Origin of the sequence: Methanosphaera sp. (assembly GCF_022768985.1) — an archaeon.
Classification (GTDB): Archaea; Methanobacteriota; Methanobacteria; order Methanobacteriales; family Methanobacteriaceae; genus Methanosphaera.
In genome coordinates, this window is the sequence record NZ_JALEKL010000013.1 from 1 (window position 1) to 20762 (window position 20762).

At 27.0% G+C, this 20762-nt stretch carries 12 protein-coding genes and 1 tRNA gene; 5 read left to right on the forward strand and 8 right to left on the reverse strand.

Annotated features, from left to right (window positions below; all coding sequences use genetic code 11):
- From MRZ80_RS06890 to MRZ80_RS06905, 4 genes are all read right to left on the reverse strand, one after another.
- The coding region (locus MRZ80_RS06890; protein WP_292537674.1) for a hypothetical protein at positions 1 to 752 on the reverse strand (752 nt) is incomplete at its 3' end.
- 265 nt (positions 753 to 1017) lie between these two features.
- A complete protein-coding gene (locus MRZ80_RS06895) occupies positions 1018 to 1194 on the reverse strand; it encodes a hypothetical protein (protein ID WP_292537676.1) in 177 nt (58 codons plus the stop codon).
- 655 nt (positions 1195 to 1849) lie between these two features.
- Positions 1850 to 3004, reverse strand: a complete 1155-nt coding sequence (locus MRZ80_RS06900) for a hypothetical protein (RefSeq protein ID WP_292537678.1) — start codon at positions 3002 to 3004, stop codon at positions 1850 to 1852.
- A complete protein-coding gene (locus MRZ80_RS06905) occupies positions 3001 to 4803 on the reverse strand; it encodes a hypothetical protein (RefSeq protein ID WP_292537680.1) in 1803 nt (600 codons plus the stop codon). The genes MRZ80_RS06900 and MRZ80_RS06905 overlap by 4 nt, the downstream gene beginning before the upstream one ends.
- Positions 4804 to 4822: 19 nt before the next feature.
- Here MRZ80_RS06905 and MRZ80_RS06910 point away from each other — a divergent pair, with 19 nt between their 5' ends.
- On the forward strand, positions 4823 to 5116 hold the full coding sequence (locus MRZ80_RS06910) for a hypothetical protein (protein WP_292537682.1): 294 nt from the start codon (positions 4823 to 4825) through the stop codon (positions 5114 to 5116).
- 10 nt (positions 5117 to 5126) lie between these two features.
- Here the strand turns inward: MRZ80_RS06910 and MRZ80_RS06915 are convergent, their stop codons facing one another.
- The 4 genes from MRZ80_RS06915 to MRZ80_RS06930 all read right to left on the reverse strand — a co-directional run bounded on the left by MRZ80_RS06915 (position 5127) and on the right by MRZ80_RS06930 (position 8242).
- Entirely contained in the window at positions 5127 to 5444 is a 318-nt protein-coding gene (locus tag MRZ80_RS06915) for a hypothetical protein (RefSeq protein ID WP_292537684.1), read from the reverse strand.
- A gap of 277 nt (positions 5445 to 5721) precedes the next feature.
- Positions 5722 to 6600, reverse strand: a complete 879-nt coding sequence (gene dapF / locus MRZ80_RS06920) for a diaminopimelate epimerase (RefSeq protein ID WP_320786684.1) — start codon at positions 6598 to 6600, stop codon at positions 5722 to 5724.
- Between the two features lie 2 nt (positions 6601 to 6602).
- Positions 6603 to 7898, reverse strand: coding sequence for a diaminopimelate decarboxylase (gene lysA, locus MRZ80_RS06925; RefSeq protein WP_292537688.1), 1296 nt, complete (start codon positions 7896 to 7898; stop codon positions 6603 to 6605).
- 268 nt (positions 7899 to 8166) lie between these two features.
- A tRNA-Arg gene (locus MRZ80_RS06930) sits at positions 8167 to 8242 on the reverse strand.
- Positions 8243 to 8502: 260 nt separating this feature from the next.
- Between MRZ80_RS06930 and MRZ80_RS06935 the strand changes: the two genes are divergently transcribed.
- The 4 genes from MRZ80_RS06935 (at position 8503) to MRZ80_RS06950 (ending at position 20652) form a co-directional block, all read left to right on the forward strand.
- The gene (locus MRZ80_RS06935; RefSeq protein ID WP_292537690.1) at positions 8503 to 10185 is read left to right on the forward strand and encodes an SNF2-related protein; all 1683 of its coding nucleotides are present in this window, start codon (positions 8503 to 8505) and stop codon (positions 10183 to 10185) included.
- The gene (locus MRZ80_RS06940; protein ID WP_292537692.1) at positions 10160 to 15871 is read left to right on the forward strand and encodes a helicase-related protein; all 5712 of its coding nucleotides are present in this window, start codon (positions 10160 to 10162) and stop codon (positions 15869 to 15871) included. Before MRZ80_RS06935 ends, MRZ80_RS06940 begins: the two co-directional genes overlap by 26 nt.
- Positions 15872 to 15977: 106 nt before the next feature.
- Positions 15978 to 17387 (forward strand): phospholipase D-like domain-containing protein, encoded by a 1410-nt coding sequence (locus MRZ80_RS06945; protein WP_292537694.1) that lies wholly within the window; start codon positions 15978 to 15980, stop codon positions 17385 to 17387.
- Positions 17388 to 17490: 103 nt separating this feature from the next.
- A complete protein-coding gene (locus MRZ80_RS06950) occupies positions 17491 to 20652 on the forward strand; it encodes a helicase-related protein (protein WP_292537696.1) in 3162 nt (1053 codons plus the stop codon).
- The last annotated feature ends 110 nt before the right edge of the window (positions 20653 to 20762 follow it).

A 20762-nucleotide genomic window follows, 5' to 3' on the forward strand; every position in this document is an offset into this window, starting at 1 on the left:
TCAGTTGGTATTGTTATGTTTACTTTTCCATCTACTACTGTCACATTTTCCACAGGTTTTCCATCTACTATTACTTCTACTATTGTGTTTCCTTTTATTGGGTTACCGTTTGTATCATTAAGTTGTACTTCTATTGTTGTGTTTGTCTGTGTTTTTATTGTTTGTTCTGGTATTGTTGTATCTGCTATGTTGTGTTTTATTATTGTTAATGTTGTTTTGTCTTCTGCTGGGTTGTAGTATTTATCTTGGAATTCTGCTGTTATTTCATATTCTCCTGCTTTGTATTCTTCAGGTAGTGTTATTATTATGTTTGATTGTCCATCAAATACATATTCTGAGCCTATTTCTTTGTCATTGATTTTAAATACAACAACTCCGTCTCTTACTGGTCTTCCTCTCATATCTACTATTGTTGTGTTTATTGATAGTTGTCCACCAATTTCAATAGGATTGTTTATATCTACTATTTCAATTATTGCATTTCTGTTATGAGTTACTACTATGGAATCTATTGTTTTATTTGTGTAGTCATCATTTTCTTTTACATCTAGTGTTATGTTGTGTTCTCCTTCTGGTAGTGTGTCTGTTGGTAGTGTTATGTTGATTTTTCCATCTACTATTGTGGTTTTTATTGATTTTGAGTTGTTGATTTCTAAGTTTCCTTTGTTATATATTACTCCACCTTCTGTTGCTGTAGCATTGTTTATTGTGATATTTTCAAGTTTTAGTGTATATCCATTTTCTACTGTCATAAAGCGGTATTTTTTACCACCATCAACTATTATTCCATTACCATTAATTGTTAATGTTTTTGTTGTATGTGTTATGTTTCCCCAGTTTATCTGTTTTGTTATATTGTAATTTCCTGGGTTAAGGTTTATTGTCTCTTGTGTGTTTTTGATGTTTTCTTGATTTGTTCTATTTTTGTCATATAGTTCATTGTAGTTGTTTACTTCATTTACTTTTTTAGTATTCTTATCTTCTGTTTTGATATTATTTTTCAGTTTATTTGTATTATCATCTTTTGTTGTAATTTCGTGGAGATATATTAGTTTGATAATTATCTACATCAGCTAGAATATCTGTATGTGTATTTGTAGTGTTATTTTCTGCTGCATTTACACATGAAATAATTATAAAAAATAATAATATCATAATAAATGAAAGGGTTTTCTTATTTAATTCTCTTTTCATTATAAAAAGCCTACCATTCATTTTTTTAGGAATATATTATCTACTAGAAAATTTTAATGATTTTTTTCAATAATAATTAGTAATATAAGCTATTTCACATATTTAATTGCTAATATATTTTTGTTTTAAGAATTATTCATTAAAATAAGATAAAAATAAAATTAGTTAGTATGTAAATTTATTTTTTATTAAAAAATTATTAAATATCTAATTACAATCAAACAATAAAAGAAAAATGAATATGAAAAATACATAAAAAGCTAAGTTTTTAAAAAAATTATCAAACAAAACACAAAATTCAAAAACACCAACTAAACAATAAAAAATAAAAATAACAATCAATTAAATCTTAAAAGATTATTTATACATTAAAAATTAGTATTAAATAAAACTAAACTTTAAAAATTATAATTTTAATGAATAATTAAAATTAAACAAATAGGGGAATTTAAAAATTAAAAAAATAAAAATAGAAATTAAAATAGAAAAATAAGACATAAAAATAGAAATTATAAAAACTTAAACGTAAAAAAATTAAATTATAAACAAAAATAAGAAAAAATATGCAATAAAATTAGTAATAAATAAAAAAATTAATATATTTTAAAAAAATAAAAAATAGGGGAGGTTAAAAAACCATATAAACTAGTTTACATTATTTTTCAACTTTAAGTGGAATAGTTAAACGTCTTCCAAGATAATAACTGTTTTCACCAAAGATAAGTTCAATACTATGATTTCCAACTTTAAGATCATCAGTATTAACTTTAACATCTAGCTGACCATTAATAAATGTTGTCTGAGTTCTAGTTTTACCATTAACTTTTACAACAACCTTAGTTTTTACACGTTCAGGAACACCATCAACACCACAAACAAGTGTTTTAAGTGTCATGTTAGTTTTAGATTTTATTGTAATATTTGTAATGTTAATATCTGCAATATCTGTTTTTGTAACAGTGAAATTCTTATTATCCTCAGCACGGTTATATCCATCATTTGAATACACAGCAGTTAGTTTATAATCACGTGCACTCATAGAGGTAGGAAGTTGATATTCACTTACTGCAATACCATTTACAACTTTTGCTGTGATAGTTTTACCATTTTCATCTTTAAGTGTTTTACCATTAATTTTAAAGCAAACTACACCACCATTAACAGCTTTACCATCACTGTCACGAATTTCAGCTCTAAGTGGAACATTAGAATATGTCTTTGTATTAATATCTGCTATTTTAATTGTAACATTACCATTTACAACTTCAACATTAAAATCATATCTTGCAGCCTTATAGATGTTATTTTTCTCATAAATAACAGATACAGTGTAGTTATCATTGAGAAGTTTTGATGTGCTAAGTTTAACATCAAGGTGTCCACCTGTAACATTACACCTCATCTGGGTTCTATTGTTAATTTTAATTGTAACAATAGAAGGTGTTTTAATAACATCACCAAATGCATCTTTTATTGTCATATTAATATGTAAATCTTCAAAACGTCTAACTACCATATCTCTAACTTTTAAATCCTCAAGTGCATATTTATTAACTTCTATTTGTTTTGTACTTTCAGATAATTCATAGTTATTATTTACATATTTTACAGTTATATCATATTTCATTGCATGAATATATTCAGGAAGTATGTATCTAAACTTAACATTACCATTTACTACATCTTTTGTAATTGTCCTATTATTTTCATCTTTAAGAGTACAACCATTAATTTTATAGATAACAAATCCACTATTAACAGAACTACCATCACTATTTACTACTTCGGAGTTAATATCCAGGTAACTCATAGGATATGGCTTATTTGTGTTAAATTTAAGTTTGCAACTCCTTTTTGGACTGTTAGTTTAGTTGTAATATTTGCATTATAATAATTTCCACTAATATCTGTGTATCTGATTGTTAAATTATAAATTCCAACATCAAGTGTGTCTGTTTTAATTGTTGTATTAATTCTGCCATCTTCAATTATAGCTACACCAACACTAGTTTTATTATTAATAAATATTTCACAACTACCATTACCTAAAACAGGCATATTTCTATTATCAAGGAGTTGTATGTTAATTGTAGTGTTTATTCCAGCTTTAGTTGTGAAGTTTTTACATTTTTCTGAAATTGGACGTTTCATTAAATTAAATGACACAGTTTTACTCTCTGATGGATATCCATACTCATCAATATATTCAATAGTTAAGTTATGTTCTCCTGATTTACAACTAACTGGAAGTTCACATGTAAAGTTTGTCCATCCATCATCTACACTAGAAAGTCCGAGGAATTCACCATTATCAAGTGTATATCTTATTAATGGATGGCTAACATTCATCTTCTTAATTTCAGCACATATAGTGATATTATCACCAAAAGTTGATGCATTAATTGAAATATCACGTATTAATCTATCATCAATAACTGTTAAATTACCAGTAGCATTAGTTGAATGATACATATCATTTTCCTTAACAATTAATGTAACATTATGTTTTCCTTCCTTAAGTTTTTGTGTTGGAAGAAGTGAATTAAATTCACCATTTAATATCTTAAATTGTTGTAGAGATACATCATCAATAAGTACTTCTACATCAAATTCACCCATTGGCTTGTTTCCAAATTCATTAAAAAACTGAACTGGAAGATTTAATCTTGAACCATAATGTATAATTCTTGGTGGAATAAATAACTCCTTAAAGTAGTAGCGTGAAACATTAACACTACAAAGTGTATCTATATCATTATAATATTCACCAGAAGATGAATAGAATGCATCTAGGCTATATTCACCCTCAACCATATTATTTGGAAGTTTATATGTAATATTTACCCATCCATTTTTCACATTTCTTACATCAATTTCCTCACCATTAAATGTAAATATAATAATTCCTGAATTCATATTTTCTCCATCTTCATCAAGAACTCTTGTAGAAATAGATAAAGAACCATTTATTTTAGGTGTGTTTGTATTAATTTCAATTGTAGGATTACGATTTAATATTGTGATATTTCGACTTGCAGATGTTGCATTAAGCCCATCTTCATACATTGTTATAACTTCAATTGTATAGTTGTCCTCTTTAAGTTGTGTTGTATTAAATAATATAATACCATCATCTATTGAGATATTTATATATTCTGCACCATTTATCTTAATTTTAGCAAATACTCTTGGTGGTGTCATATTATGTGATGTTCTAATTATACCAAGTTGAATATCACTACTTAGAGTTTTAATTGTATCAACATCATTAAATGTGATATATGAAGTATCAGGCTTTACATCAAATTTAGTGTAAATATCATTTAAATTAAGAGGCTCATTATTATACAATACACTCACCCTATTTTCACACTCACTACGAAAGCATACATATGATAGTGTAGCCTTACCACCGCTTGGATTTACATTTATATATTCATTGTCAATATTAAATATGATCTTTTCATTATTACTCATTGATTTAACAATAATTGGTGATGTAATATTTACTTCCTCAAAAATATAGTATGAGCCAAGATAGCCTGAAACTTCACTATATTCTATGTTAAATGTTTCATGTGAATATATTACATTTCCATCTTTTCCCATATTTTGTGTGATATATGAGTTGTTAATTGTAAGTATTGCATTGTTATATATTGCACCTCCATATTCTGTTGCTTTATTTTCTATGAATTTTGAATTGTTAACTTCAACACATCCATTATTATATATTACACTACCACTTGTTGAATTACAATTGGTAATTGTAATATTATCAACAATTAGTGTATATCCACTTGCAACTGTTATAAACTGGTATTTGTTACCTCCATCTAGTGTGATGTTGTTTCCATTTATTGTTAGTTTCTTTGTTGTTTGTGTAGTATTTGCCCAGTTTATTGTTTTTGTTATGTTGTAATTTCCTGGATTTAGTTGATTGTTTCCTCATTATTTGTTGAGTTTGCCTTGATGTCTTCTATTTTATCATATAGTTCATCATAGTTGTTTACATCATAGCTTTTCTTTGTTGTCTGAATCCTTTTATCTGTATCTATACTATTATCTAGTTTAACACTTTCTTTTTTAACAACTTCTATATCATCAGCACAAGAATTGCTACTTGTAGCTTCCACAGCACCACAATCTATGGTATCATTAATATCTGCTGCATTTACAGCTCCTAGAAGTGTTAAAGTAAAGATTAATAGTATTATACATGAAAAAATTCTTTTATTATTAATTTTCATATATAAAAACCCATCATCATTTTTAAACTATTGTTTTTATTAAAAAAATAGTATAGTCTCCTTAAAACTATATAGTTTTTAATTTAATTTAAATTTTAATATAAATAGATAAAATATAGGATGAATTATTAAACATTACATGAGAAAATAAGCCTAATTAATGGATTAATTGTTAAATAAAAATTTATAACTTAAATACTAAATAAACAATGTTATATAATTCCTGAATTCATCTAAAAAAAGTAATAAATGGAGGTTAGGGTGTGTGTTTGTATATCTATAATTCAACGTCCATAATAGCATCATATACTGTTACTGCTTTTCCTTTCATCATAGCTGTAAGCTCATCGCCTTCTTCTGTTACTGTGATGTTAAGATCTCCACCTGATAGGTGTGCTAGTACTTCATTTGAAAGAAGTCCCATCTTATATCCGAGAAGTACACATGTTGTTGTACCAGTTCCACATGCATATGTAAATCCTGCACCACGTTCCCATGTAAGTATGTTAATTTCACCTTCTGATACTATATTTACAAAGTGTACATTTACTTTTTCAGGAAATGCTGGGTGTGTTTCAATTCTAGGACCATAGAAGTCGAGGTCTATATCATCAATATTTACATCTGTAAATGATACAGCATGTGGATTTCCAACACTAGCTGCACTCATGATAATTTTCTCACCTTCAACATCAACTTCCTCATCAATGAACACATCACTATTTCCACTTGGTGCAATTGCAGGGATTTCTTCAGGTTTAAAGAATCCTCGTCCCATGTCAATTTCAATACTTACTACATCGTCATTGTCATCTACTGTAAGTCTTGCTTCTTTGATATCTTCCATTGTTTCAATTTTCATTGTTGTTTTTTTAACAATTTCCTTATCATATACATATTTTGCAAGACATCTTATTCCATTTCCACACATTTCAGCTTCAGATCCATCACTATTAAAGATACGGAAGCGTACATCTGCTTTATCGGATTTGCATGCAAAGATTACTCCATCTGCACCTACATTAAAACGTCTTGTTGAAATTTCAGCACTAAATGGGTTTTTCTTATCTTCTGGTACTACTGTATTTTCTGTTTCATTTATTACTACGTAGTCATTTCCTAGTGCATGCATTTTTGTAAATTCTATTGTTTCCATACTCATTTTAATAACCTTACCGGTACTTGTTGACCATTAAATAGGTCGCTGTATTTTTCTCTTTTTCTTATTACATCTACTTGATCGCCATTTACCATTACTTCTGCTGGTCTTGGTCTTGAGTTGTATTGTGATGCCATGGAGTATGCATATGCACCAGCATTTAGTATTGCAAGAAGATCTCCTTCTTTAAGTTCTGGCATCATACGATCACGTGCAAAGAGGTCACCTGATTCACAGAGGTTACCTGCAATATCAATTTCTTCTACATCTTCTGCATTCATATTGTTTGCAACTACTATGTGGTGGTATGATCCATACATTGTAGGTCTTAGAAGTGTTCCAAATCCACAGTCAACTCCTGCAAATTTACGGTAGCTGTTTTTAATTGTATTTACACGTGTAAGAAGTACTTCTGCATTACCAACAAGGAAACGTCCAGGTTCAATGTACATTGCAGGACTTCCAAGGTCGTGTTCTTCGAGTTTTTCACGGAAGAGTTTTATGATGTCTGTTGTGAATACTTCAAGGTCAAGTTCATCCTCTGTTGGTTCATATGGTATTCCAAATCCTCCACCAAAGTCTAGGAATTTAAAGTCAATTCCTGCTTCTTTATGTACACGTCCTGCTATATCCATCATTGTTTCAACAGCAAGCATGAATGGTTCAGATTCAAGGATCTCGGATCCTATGTGTGAGTGCATTCCTACTGGTTTAAATCCAAGTTCTACTGCTTTTTGGTATACTTCTACTGCTTCTTCTTCTTTTATTCCAAATTTACTTTTTGGACCACCTGTAATGCAGTGTTCATGATGTCCTGCTTCTACCATTGGATTTACACGGATTGATATTTCTTTTCCTTCTGTACCTTCAATTTTACTTAGTCTTTCAAGTGCTGAGATACTGTCAAGGTTTATCATAACACCTGCTTGGTGTGCATATAATAGTTCTTCATCTGTTACATTGTTTCCTGTAAATACTATACGATCAGGTGTGAAACCTGCAAGAAGTGCTGTGTAGATTTCACCAGGTGATACTGCATCAATGTAGCTTCCTTCATCTTCAAGAATTTTCATAACAGCAAGTGATGTGTTTGCTTTTGCAGCATAGCACATGTGAAGATCTTCATATTTTGAACTAAATGCATTGTAGAGTTTCTGGTAGTTACTACGTACTTTCTGCTCATCAATTACATATAAAGGTGTTTTATATTCTTCTGCGAGTTTATTTGCATCAACATCTCCAATGAAGAGGTGATCATCTTTGATATTTAAATTACTTTTAAAATCATATGGCATAATATGTAAGCTCCCTAAAATTTTAATTTAAACATAGAATAGAATTCATTATTTTACTAAATTCCATTCATTAATCATTTCAATAATATATTGTATAATAAAAAAAAGAGGTCTTTCCCAAATATTTGTGGTTAAAAAAAAGTTCTTTTTTAAAAGTATAATTTTTATTATTTATAAATTTTATTGAAAAATTTAAGTAAGACTAAAAAAAGTAAGTGTAAATTAAAATAATTTCCATAAAAAAAGTTAATATTTTCTATAAAGTATACGAGCCCGGGGGGATTTGAACCCCCGACCTTGGGATCCGAAGTCCCACGTCATAATCCTGGCTAGACTACGAGCCCAACTGAATAAAATAAGGTATAATAATATATTTATAATTCATACTATATTACCTTTTTTATAATCAAACCATATTTTCATGAATATATAATATAATTCATTTTAATTTTACATAAAAACTAATAATTTAATCTAAATTTTAGCAAAATAAAGACTTCTGAGTTAATTTATGAAAAAATAAATAAATATAATTTAGTTGTTTAACATACTATATTTTAATAATATTTAAACTATTTATGATAAATAATTCAGGGGAATATCAATGCCAAAATATACTAACTTTATTGGAAATGCAGATGGAACATTAACAAAACGTTTCAATCAACTACTTGGAAAAACAAAATGCTTTGATTGTCTGCTAGATTCATTCTATATGACAGGATTTCATAAAATACATGAACAACTAGAAGATGTAGATAAGATAAGAATTATCATAGGCTCTGGAATAAATAATGAAATATTCAAGCCAAATGAAGCATACAATGAAAGTAGCAATGATGAAATACACAGAAATATCAGAGAAAACCTACTAAATGAAGTAGAAAACTCAGAATACTACGTTGATTTTAAAGATAATAATTTTAAAGAAAGTGTAAAACTATTCATACAATGGATACTTTCTGGAAAACTTGAAATACGAGCATATAAGACAAGAATTCCATCAAAACTTTACATAATGTCATTTGATGAAAAAAAATCAAAAGGATATGTACTTACAGGATCAACAAACATAACATCACAAATTGAAGATTATTCAAACCTATTTTTTGATCTTGAATTAAAAAATTCTCCTGATTATTCCCATGCATCACGTGAATTTAATGAAATATGGAATGAATCAGTAGATGTAAAAGATGATTATATAAATGTCATATCAGATAATCAATGGTTAAATAAAGAAATTACCCCATATAAATTCTATCTTAAATTCCTCTATGAATATTTATCAGATAAAATAGATGCAAAACTAGAAGATTCAACAGACAATCTAACTTTCCCTGAAGGATTTAAAGAACTACAATACCAGACAGATGCAGTACTACAAGCAAAAAACATAATAGAAAAACACGGTGGAGTATTTATCTCAGATGTAGTGGGACTTGGAAAAACATACATGGGAGCATTATTACTAAAACAGCTAGAAGGACGAAGTATTGTACTTGCACCAAGACGTCTTATTGATAAAAGTAACCCTGGTGGATGGTATCAGGTACTTGCAAGTTTTAATGTAACAGCAGATGTGGAATCATCATCAACAGCAGCTATAAAGAAAGTTGCAAAGATGGGAAATTTATATCAAAATGTTTTAATTGATGAATCACATGAATTTAGAAATAAGAAAAGTAAAGGATATAAAGTCTTAAAAGAATTATGTAAAGATAAAAATGTAATACTTGTATCTGCAACACCATTTAACAATAAAGAAGATGATCTTCAAAATCAACTAAATTTATTCCAAGATCCTAAAAATTCAACACTTCCAGGTATAAAAGATCTTGATGGATTTTTTGCTGGAGAAAAATATAAACTAAATAAAGCAGAAAAAGAGGATGCAAACATTCAAAATGAAGTAATGCGTGAGGTAAATGATAATATACGAATTAATGTTCTTGAACATGTAATGGTAAGACGTACAAGAGAAGATATTAAAAAGTATTATAAATCAGATTTAAAGAAAAATGAGATGAAATTCCCTAAAATAAATAAGCCACATAAAATCTACTATGAATTTGATGAAAAATTAAATGACATATTTGATGAATCACTTGAAATTATAGCAAATAAACTTAAATTTACAAGATATTCACCACTTAAAGTAGAATATAATCCAGAATCAAAGGGAAGATACCAAGCTTCTCAGAAAAATATAGTAGGAATGATAAAAACTCAGCTTATTAAAAGACTTGAAAGTGGAATACATGCATTTAAAGAAATCAATAGATAGAGCAATTCGTACACATGAACTTGAACTTAAAGCATATGCACAAAGAGATGTATTCTATACATCAAAAAGCTATGGAAGTAACATATTAGATTTAATTGAAGAAGAGAACTATGATGGTATTGATAAATTAATTGAAAAACATGGAACAAATAAAATTAAAAAATATAAAAAATCAACATTTACAAATAAATTTAAAGAAGATCTGGAATATGATCTCTCTCAGTATAAACGTATAGCATCATTATGGGCAAATATTGAAGATGAATCATATCCAAAGGATATAAAACTCATAGAACTTCTTAAAACAAAACTAAAAGATAGAAAAATAATACTCTTTACAGAATTCATAGCAACAGCTGACTTCCTTGAGGAAAAAATAAGAAAAGAAGTAGGGATGAATCCTCTAAAAATAACAGGAACGTCACAGAAAAAATACTATAAAGAGGTAATAGCTAACTTTGATGGAAATGTTGAAGATGAATATCAAAAACATGACTATGATATATTAATTACAACAGATAGTCTCTCTCATGGTATGAACTTACATAGATCAAATATAATAATAAATTATGATATTCCATGGAATCCAACACGTGTAATGCAACGTGTAGGACGTTTAGATCGTGTAGGAACAAAATTTGAACAAATAGATGTATATAATTTCTTCCCAGCAACACAGATAGAAGATGAAATAGGACTTGGTGGTGTTGTATCTAAAAAGTTAGGTAAGTTTATTAATCTTTTAGGTAATGATTCACAACTACTAACAGAAGAACCTGTAAAATCATGGGAAGTATTTGATCAGATGAATGCTGAACTAAAAGAGGAAGGAACAACAAATCTTAGTGAAGAATTAAAATACATCTCAGAACTTCGTGATATTAAAGAAAATGATCCTGAATTATTTGATGAAATAAAAAATATGCCAAGAAAGTCTGTAGTAGCAGTAGGTGATGAAGATACAACAGAATTAATATCACTTATAGGATCAGATGAAGATAAAAAAATAATAAAATCTGATATATATGGAACAAAACAAATAAGCTTTGAAGAGGCAGTAAGTGTATTAGAATTAAAATTTAATGAAGAAACAGTACAAATAACAAAAGACTACTATGAATATTTATCAAGAAATAAAACTAAATTCAATGAATTATCAATAAATAATAATTCAAATTTTAATGGAATTAAGAATGAAATAATAGATGTAGATAAATATGAAGAACAAATAGATGAACTTCAAAAAAATCTAAATTCAGAACTAATAGAAGTCAAAGAACAAATAATATCAGAACCTCAAAAAGTAGAAACTCAAAAAATAGAATCTAAAGTAAAAGTAAGTTCAAAAAATAAAGAAAAAACAACAAAAATATTGTTAAAACCAGCAGAAATACGATTAAATAAGAAAATAAATCTAGCCTTAAAAAATAGAGGTAGGTTAGATACTTTTGAAATAAGGTATTTTGAATTATTAAAAAATCTTCTTGGAAAAGGAATAAAAATAGAAAATATTGAAGAAATATCAGAAAAAATTAAAGATGTAAATGATATTCATAAACTTTACAATATCCTATTTAAAGAGTTAAGTCCTAAAGAAATAAAAGAATTAAATAAAAAAGCACTAGAAGATACAACAGATGTGGATTCTACAGTTAATAATGAATTAATAACTAAATTTGATCAAATACTACAACATGAAGATGAATTAGATGTTTATGAAAATAAATACTTTAAAACTCTTAAAAAATTAGAAGAAGAAAATTTACTATCAAAGTATGGTTTTAAAAACACCATATCTCAAAAAGTAGAAGAAATTAATAATCCTCATGAATTATATGGAGAATTACTTAAAATATTAGGATTTAATTCAGCTTTAGATTTAGCACATAATCAAGAAGATAATAATTATTATAAATTAGATGAAACAGGTAGAAGAATATTACTTAAAATAAACATGGCATTAGGTCGAAAAGAAGTATTATATGACTATGAAATAACATACTTTGAAAAATTTAGAGAAGCATTAGAGAAAGGATTGATAAGTGAAAACCTTGAAGAAATTGATAAAGAAATAAAAGGAATAAGATATGGTCATTCATTGTATAATTATATGAGTGAAGTATTGAGTGTAGAAGATCTTGATAAATTATTAAATTCAAATACTCAAGAAAATCAAAGTTCTACATCTATAAATCAAACATCCACATCTAAATTAAAATCAATATATCAAAAAGGATTACTAGATAAATTAGATTACATTTTAGATGATGAAACTAAATTATATAATTATGAAAAAGATTACTTTGAATCTCTTCGTGAATTATTACAACATGATCTAATTGATAATTATTTAAATAAAATCCATGAAAAAAGTATAGGAGTAAAGTATAGTCATAAACTCTATCTTGAATTAAATAAGATAATAACTTTAGATGATATTAATAGATTAAATACTTCTTCTGAAGTTCAAACATCAAAACTAAAAAATAATAAAGAACTAAATAAAAATTTATTAATTCAGATTAGTTCAATTTTAAAAGATAAAGATGGATTATCTGATGATGAAATAAAATATTTCAAAATACTTAAAAAACTTCTAGATGCACAACTACTTAATGAACATATTGGTGAAATTAGTGAAAAAATAGGTGGTATAAATCATCCACATAAACTTTATGTTGAATTAAATAAAGTATTAGACTTAGATTCAATTAATAATTTAGAAGAATTAGAAATTCAACGTAGAAATTTATCAAAAGAACTATCATCTACATTAAATGAAGCACTAGAAAATGAAAATTACACAACTGGTGAAGAAAACTATATAAAACAGCTTAAAAGTGTTGTTGATGAAAACTTAGTTACAAAATCATACTTTGATAAAATAGAATCAACTAAAGAAAAGTGGACTTTTGAATTTAATGATCAACTATTTGATCAGCTAAATAAGGTAATGGATTCAGATGAAGTTTCTGAAATAGTTGATGAAGCAGAATTCTCAAAAAAACGTCATGGAAGATATATTGACAAATTACTTGATAAAATAGAAGATTCCTTGGAGGATGTATCTGATCTTGATAAAATAAAAGTTCTTTACTTTAACACATTTAAAGAAATACTAGAAAAAGATTTACTCGATGATTATCTTGAAGAAATCAATGAAAAAACAAAAAATATCAATGATAAACAGGAATTATTCTCAGAACTATCATCAATTGTTAGTTTAGATACATTAAATACTCTAAAATTAATTGAAGGATCAAATATTCACTATCATAAAGATAGTATAATTTTATTAAATCAAATAAATCAAGCACTTAAAAATAGAAATACACTAGAAAGTAAACAAATAGAATACTTTGAAAAATTTAATAATTTAGTACGAGAAGATATTTTACCAAAAAAATATTTCAATAAAATTAATAACAAAATTAACAATGCACAAAATTATGATCTATATAATGAATTAAACACAGTAATTGATTTAGATACAATAAAATCATCACTCAAATCATTAAATCAGCAAAATATAAGATATAAAAAATATGCAACAAGCTATGAAAAATATAATAATATTATATTAAGTAAGTTATCAAAAGCTTTAAGAAATGAGACATTATCACAAGATGAAGAGAAATACTTCAAAGATCTTAAAAATCTAATTGAAAAAGACTTACTAACAAGCTATCTTGATAAAATTTATATAAAAATAAAAGATGTAAAAGATAGTCGTATTTTATATAGAACATTAGTAACAGTAGTAAGTCCTGATAAAATTAAAGATCTAGAAAAATATCAGAAAAATCAAGAAATAATCCTTTCAGAACTAAGATCCTATCTGGAAAATAATGAACTAGATACAAATGAAATAGAATACTTCAAATATCTAAAAGTATTATTTGAAGGAGGATTACTATCTGAGTATGCAGATAAAATAAAAGAAAAAATAGAAGATAATCCTGAAAAATACAAATCAAACAATCCACATCATACACTATATTATCAGCTTAGTAGTGTAATTGATATAAATAAGCTTAAGGAATTAGAAATATCAGGAATCCACAATCAAAAAGACAGTACAACTCTACTTGAAGTAATAGAACAAGCATTAGAAGATGAAACAAATAAAAGAACTGAAAAATCATATTTTAAAGATTTAAAATTAGGACTTGAAAAAGGACTACTTAATGGATTAATAGATGAAATAAATAAAAAAATAAGAAACTTGGAATTTGACATACTATATCAACAATTAAATGAAATAATAACACCAGATACAATAAAATCACTAAAAGAATCCAAATTAGACATACAAGATAATCACATACTACAAAATACTATAACAAATACGTTAGAAAACACAGAAAAACTAGAAGATAAAGAAATACAATACTTCAAATCACTTAAAAAAGTACTTGAAGATGACTTAGTTGAAAAATCACAACTTGAAAAACTAAATGAAAAAATACAAGGAGTGGAATCTCATCAAATTTACAAAGAATTAATTAAAATATTAGATCTAAAATCACTAGAAAGTCTAGATGAAGCACTAAATAAAAACAATCAAATAATCAATCACGTAATAACAGAGGCAATGAAAGAATCATTTGATGATAATGCAGATGTAATACTTTCAGAATTCATACAAGAAGAAAATAATATAAATTCAGATAAAAAACTTTTCAAAGATAAATATAATAATCTACATTTAAGAGGATCTGTGGGAGAACTTTTACAAAAAAAGAATGAAAAAAAGATTGATAAAAAAGTATCAGATAATAAAACAACACTAAAAAATATAGTAAATGAAAGTTCTTCTTATAAAATTTTAGATATAAATTCTATTAAAGAAAAAATAGAAGATCAAGGAACAAAAATCAAAGATATAAAGTCAATTCAAGTATATAGAGGAATTTTTAGTGGATGTGACACTGTATTTATTGTTGATGAAAAAAGAAAAAATCATTTAGTTCAAAATAATCCTAAATATTACAGTATATTAAAACCAATTCTTAAAGATAAAGATGTAAGAAGGTGGAAGATATCATTTGATGAAATGTATATTATATTTACTGGAAGAGGAATTAATAGTGTTGATATTCATGAATATCCACCTATTGAAAAATATCTATATCAACATAAACGAGATTTAATGCCTAAAAATAAAGGAGATTCTAGAAGTAAACCTGGAAGAATACCTGGTAAATATGATTGGTATGAAATTTTTAAACCAGGCACATCTTATAAAAAAGCTAATGAACCAAGGTTAATTTTACCAAGTCACCATAAAGAATTATTTGCAGTTTATACAGAAGAATCCTATTATGTAAATTGGGATTACAATATATTGACATGTAAAGATAAAAGTAAATTAAAAATAATAGAAGCTTTACTATCTTCAAAAGTATTAAATTTCATACAAGGAATAATAGGTACAAAAGTAAAATCTAAATTTGACTTAAAACCATCAATTATTGAAGAACTTCCATTAATATTCCCAGATGAAAAAGAAATATCTGATAGAATAGTTGAATTAGTAGATGAACTTCATACTGTGGCTTCAAGTCCAAATAATTCCAGACGTATTGCTGAGTTAGAAAATGAATTAAATGATATAATTTATAATTTATATGGTTTAACTACTGATGAAATAAAAATTATAGAATCTTATTTAACCACCTTTTAAATCTCTTTTTATCTTTTTTTTTAAATTTTTTAATTCTATAAAAAAAGTTAATTTTAATGTCTTTAATTTATAAAATATTAGTAATAATTAATGAAGGAATGATTTAATGTCATTAAATACTAAATTTATTACAAATGAGGAAGACAATAAGCTTGAAGCTAGATTAAATTCAAAACTTGATGGTTGTAAATCTTTTGATTGTCTTGTTGGCTATTTTTATGTTGATGGATTTTATAAACTACAAGATCAATTAAAGAATGTTGATAAGATACGTATTCTTGTTGGGATGGGTGTTGGATCTAGAGTATTTAAGATAATTGAAGAATCAAGAAGAAGTGAGGATACTCAAGATTCAAATATTAATGAAAAAGACAAAATACTACTAAATTGGATTAAAGAAAAAAAAGTTGAAATAAGAGCTTTAAAGAAAGTTCATTCAAAATTGTATCTTATGAGTAATGGTGAAGATGAAGGTTGTGCTATTGTTGGATCTAGTAATTTAACAGCACCAGGTCTTAGTAATAATGGAGAACTTAATGTCCAACTTGATGATAATGAAGATTATAAATACTTATTAGATAAATTTAACACTTTATGGGATGAATCTACTGAAATTACAAGGGAAAATATTAATACTTCAAGATATAATGGACAAACATCTTCAAATTCAAATAGAAAAGCTGATTTAGTTGTCATTAAAGAAACTGTTGATGAAGTTAAAGAAGTTATGGAAAAAATAGAAGCAGATTCTGAATATATAAGTGATTTTGAATCTATCGATATTAAAAAAGGAATTATTTCAGGATCTAATAATATACTCATTGTAAATAAGGAAATAAGGGATGATTTAATACAGAAAGATCCTAGAAGTAGTGAAGTATTAAAGCCAATAATTAAAGTGGATCAAGTTAAAAAATGGGATATTTCATCTGATGAAAACTATGTTATTTTCATACAAAAAGATATGGATCTTAGTGAATATCCAGCAGTTGAGGAGTATTTAAGTCAGTTTAAAGATGTTCTCAATGAAAGACCACCTGTAGTGAGCGGAGAAAAACAATGGTATGAACTTAATAAAACATCATATATTGATCCTGAAATGCCAAAATTAATCTTTACATGTGAAAGTTATGCGAGTCTTTATGCAGTATTTACAGATAAGTTTACTTATTCATCAGGTCCTAAATATGCACTATCATGTGATGATGTAAGATCATTAAAGATTATTCAAGCATTATTTTCATCAAATGTGTTGAATTTCATATATAAAATATATAAAAACAATAGTGATCAAAAAAGAGTTAAAGATACTATGATTAAAGAGAAGTTTCCACTTAAATTCCCAAAAGATAAGAAAGAAGAAGATAAAATTATAGAACTTGTTGAAGAACTTCAAGAAATAGATGATAAAAATCAAATTCAGAAGTCAGAAAATGATTTAAATGATATAATTTATGAGTTATATGATTTAAATGATAATGAAATTCAAGTTATTGAAGAGTACCTTGAATATTGAACTCCCCTTTAAATCTTTTTTTAAATTTTTTTATTTCATAAAAGTTAATTTTAATTCCTTTAATTTATAAAATATTAGTAATAACGAGAAATGTGGAGATATTATGTCATCAGATAAAACTTTTATTACAAATGAGGAAGGCAATAAGCTTGAGGATAGATTGAATTTTCTTCTTAAGCGTAGTGATTTTTTTGATTGTCTTGTTGGTTATTTTTATATTACTGGTTTCTATAAGCTTCAAGATCAACTAGAGGATATTGGTAAGATTCGTATTCTTATTGGTATGGGTGTTGATTTTAAGACTTTTGAAGCACTTAAGATGTCAAAAAAGGATAATGTTAATGATAGAATTCCTAGTGCTCATCTTAAAGATCAGGTTAGTGAAAATATCATTGAGGAAATGGATAATTCACCAGATATGGCTAGTGTTGAGGGTGGTATTCGTAAGTTTATCAGCTGGATTCGTAGTGGTAAGCTTGAAATTAAGGCATATAAGAAGCGTAGTATTCATTCAAAACTTTATATTATGACTTTAGATGATGAACAAGTATCAGATGGTCATGTTATTACAGGTTCAAGTAACCTTACTGCTCCTGGTCTTGATCATAATCTTGAATTTAATGTTGAACTTAAAAATTCTGGTGATTTTAACTTTGCAAAGGAGAAGTTTAATGAACTATGGGATGATGCTGTTGATGTAACAGAAGATTATGTTAATACATTATCAGAAAAAACTTGGCTTAATGACAGTATTACTCCATATGAGTTGTATCTTAAGTTTATTTATGAGTACTTATTTGAGAAGATTAATAATGATATTGAAGATTTTGATCACCTCTATCGTCCTAAGGATTTTAATGAACTTCAATATCAACTTGATGCTGTAAGTCAGGCAAAAGAAATTATCAAAGAACACAATGGAGTTTTTTTATCTGATGTTGTAGGTCTTGGTAAAACATACATGGGAGCACTTCTCTTGCAACAGCTTAAAGGAGGGAGTGTTGTAATTGCACCTCCTGCTCTTATTGATAAACATAATCCTGGTGGGTGGTATCGAGTACTTCAAAACTTTGAAATTACTAATTTTGAAGTTGTATCAATAGGAAAACTTGAAGATATTGAAAAAGATGATATCAGATATCAGAATGTGTTAATTGATGAATCACACCTATTTAGAAATGAGGATTCTGAGCGTTACTCAATACTTAAAAGAATTTGTCGTGGAAAAAATGTAATACTAGTCTCTGCAACTCCATTTAATAATAAACCAGAAGATCTTCTAAGTCAGATAAAGCTTTTCCAAGATTCACACAACTCCACACTTCCAAATCCAAAAGTTTCAGATCTAGATAAATACTTTAAATCCTTAAGAAAAAAACTAAATAAGTATGATAAAGTCGAACAAAAAGAGGACTATGAACGTGTAAGTAATGAAATAACAGCAGACCTCAGAGAAAATGTACTTCAACATATAATGGTACGTCGTACAAGACAAGATATTTCAAAAAATTACTCAAAAGATCTTCAAAGAAACAACATGGAATTTCCAAAGGTAAACAAACCACAGCCAATCTACTATGAATTTGATGAAAAACTAGATAAAATATTTGATGAATCACTAGATGTCATATCAAAACAATTAACATTTGCAAGATACATGCCACTAAGTGAACAATATAGTAAAAATCCACTAAATAATCAATCACAAAAAAATATGGTAGGATTTATCAAAGTATTATTCATGAAACGACTTGAAAGTGGAATAGCAGCATTTAAAAAGACAATAAACACAGCAGTAACAATACACCAGCAGATTGTAAAAACATTCAAAGAAAAAAAAGTATTCTACACATCAAAAAGCTATATTAAAAAAATCTATGAACTAATGGAAAATGATGACCTTGATGCAATTGAGGAAATGATAAATGAAGGCAAAGAAATAAAAGCCTATGCAAAAAGTGAATTCAAACCAGCATTTATCCGTGATATAAAACATGACCTGGAACTCTTAAAATATGTCCAGGATCTCTGGGAAGACATAATAGAATATCCAAAAAATGAAAAACTAATAGAATTACTTAAAACTGATGAATTTAAAGATAAAAAAGTAATACTCTTCACAGAATTTGTAGATACAGCAGACTTCCTTGAAGCAAAGATAAAAGAAGAACTAACACCAAGAGTAATGAAATACACAGGAAATTCAAAAAAAGACTTACATGAAATAATAATAAAAAACTTTGATGCAAATGTATCAGATGAAAAACAAGAAGATGACTATGACATACTAATTGCAACAGATGTACTCTCACATGGTGTAAACCTACACAGATCAAACATAATAATAAACTATGACATACCATGGAATCCAACAAAAATCATGCAAAGAGTAGGACGTGTAGAAAGACTAGGAACCAAATTTGATGAAATAAACATCTATAACTTCCTACCAACAACACAAATAGAAGATGCAATAGGAATAGAACAAATAGCAGAAGATAAAATAAACAAATTCATCAACCTCCTAGGAAATGATTCACAACTACTAACAGAAGAACCAATACTATCACACGACCTATTTAATAAAATCAATGGACAACAAGAAGATGAAGATGATGAAGAAATAGAAACAGAACTACAATACCTCCGTGAAATACGTGACATTCGTGATGATAATCCTGAACTGTATAAAAAAATTGAACAAATACCAAAAAAAGCAAGAGTAACACTAAATGGAGAACAAACAGAACTTATAACATTATTACGTTCAAACAAGTTTAAAAAAATACTAAAAACAACACAAGATGGAAAAACAGAAGAAATAGACTTCCTAACTGCAGCAAAACAATTCAAATCAAAAGAAAATGAAATACCACAAAAAACAGATGAACAATACTATGAATACTTAAATAAAAACATTAACTCATTTAAAGAAATAATAAACAAATACAACAAACAAGAACTATCACGTCCAGAAAAAAATGTGCTGAATTTAGTAAAATTTGTACTATCACAGAAATCTCAACTAAATACATACGATAGAAATTACTTCATAAAACTTGAAAAACTAATAAAACAAGGAACACTATCAAACAATGAAATAAAGAAAATACAACAACAAACAAAAGGAGAAAAAAATATCCAACAAATAAGATACAAGATAAGTCAAATACTAAACTACGACATAATGAACACAAAAATAAGAGAAACAAAAGATGAAAACTTCACAGAAGTAATGCTATCAGAATACACAATAGGAGATTAAGCTATGAATAATCAAGAATTAGTAGAAAAAACATTCACAAAACCATTCAATGAAGAATCCTATCTGGATTTCCTAGTAGAACTACTAAATACATCAAATATAGGATATGA

Coding starts and splice junctions, on each gene's coding strand:
- MRZ80_RS06895 (WP_292537676.1), bottom strand. CDS start 1,194: ATGAAAAGAGAATTAAATAAGAAAACCCTTTCATTTATTATGATATTA.
- MRZ80_RS06900 (WP_292537678.1), bottom strand. CDS start 3,004: ATGAGTTACCTGGATATTAACTCCGAAGTAGTAAATAGTGATGGTAGT.
- MRZ80_RS06905 (WP_292537680.1), bottom strand. CDS start 4,803: ATGGGAAAAGATGGAAATGTAATATATTCACATGAAACATTTAACATA.
- MRZ80_RS06915 (WP_292537684.1), bottom strand. CDS start 5,444: ATGAAAATTAATAATAAAAGAATTTTTTCATGTATAATACTATTAATC.
- dapF (WP_320786684.1), bottom strand. CDS start 6,600: ATGGAAACAATAGAATTTACAAAAATGCATGCACTAGGAAATGACTAC.
- lysA (WP_292537688.1), bottom strand. CDS start 7,898: ATGCCATATGATTTTAAAAGTAATTTAAATATCAAAGATGATCACCTC.
- MRZ80_RS06935 (WP_292537690.1), top strand. CDS start 8,503: ATGCCAAAATATACTAACTTTATTGGAAATGCAGATGGAACATTAACA.
- MRZ80_RS06940 (WP_292537692.1), top strand. CDS start 10,160: ATGCATTTAAAGAAATCAATAGATAGAGCAATTCGTACACATGAACTT.
- MRZ80_RS06945 (WP_292537694.1), top strand. CDS start 15,978: ATGTCATTAAATACTAAATTTATTACAAATGAGGAAGACAATAAGCTT.
- MRZ80_RS06950 (WP_292537696.1), top strand. CDS start 17,491: ATGTCATCAGATAAAACTTTTATTACAAATGAGGAAGGCAATAAGCTT.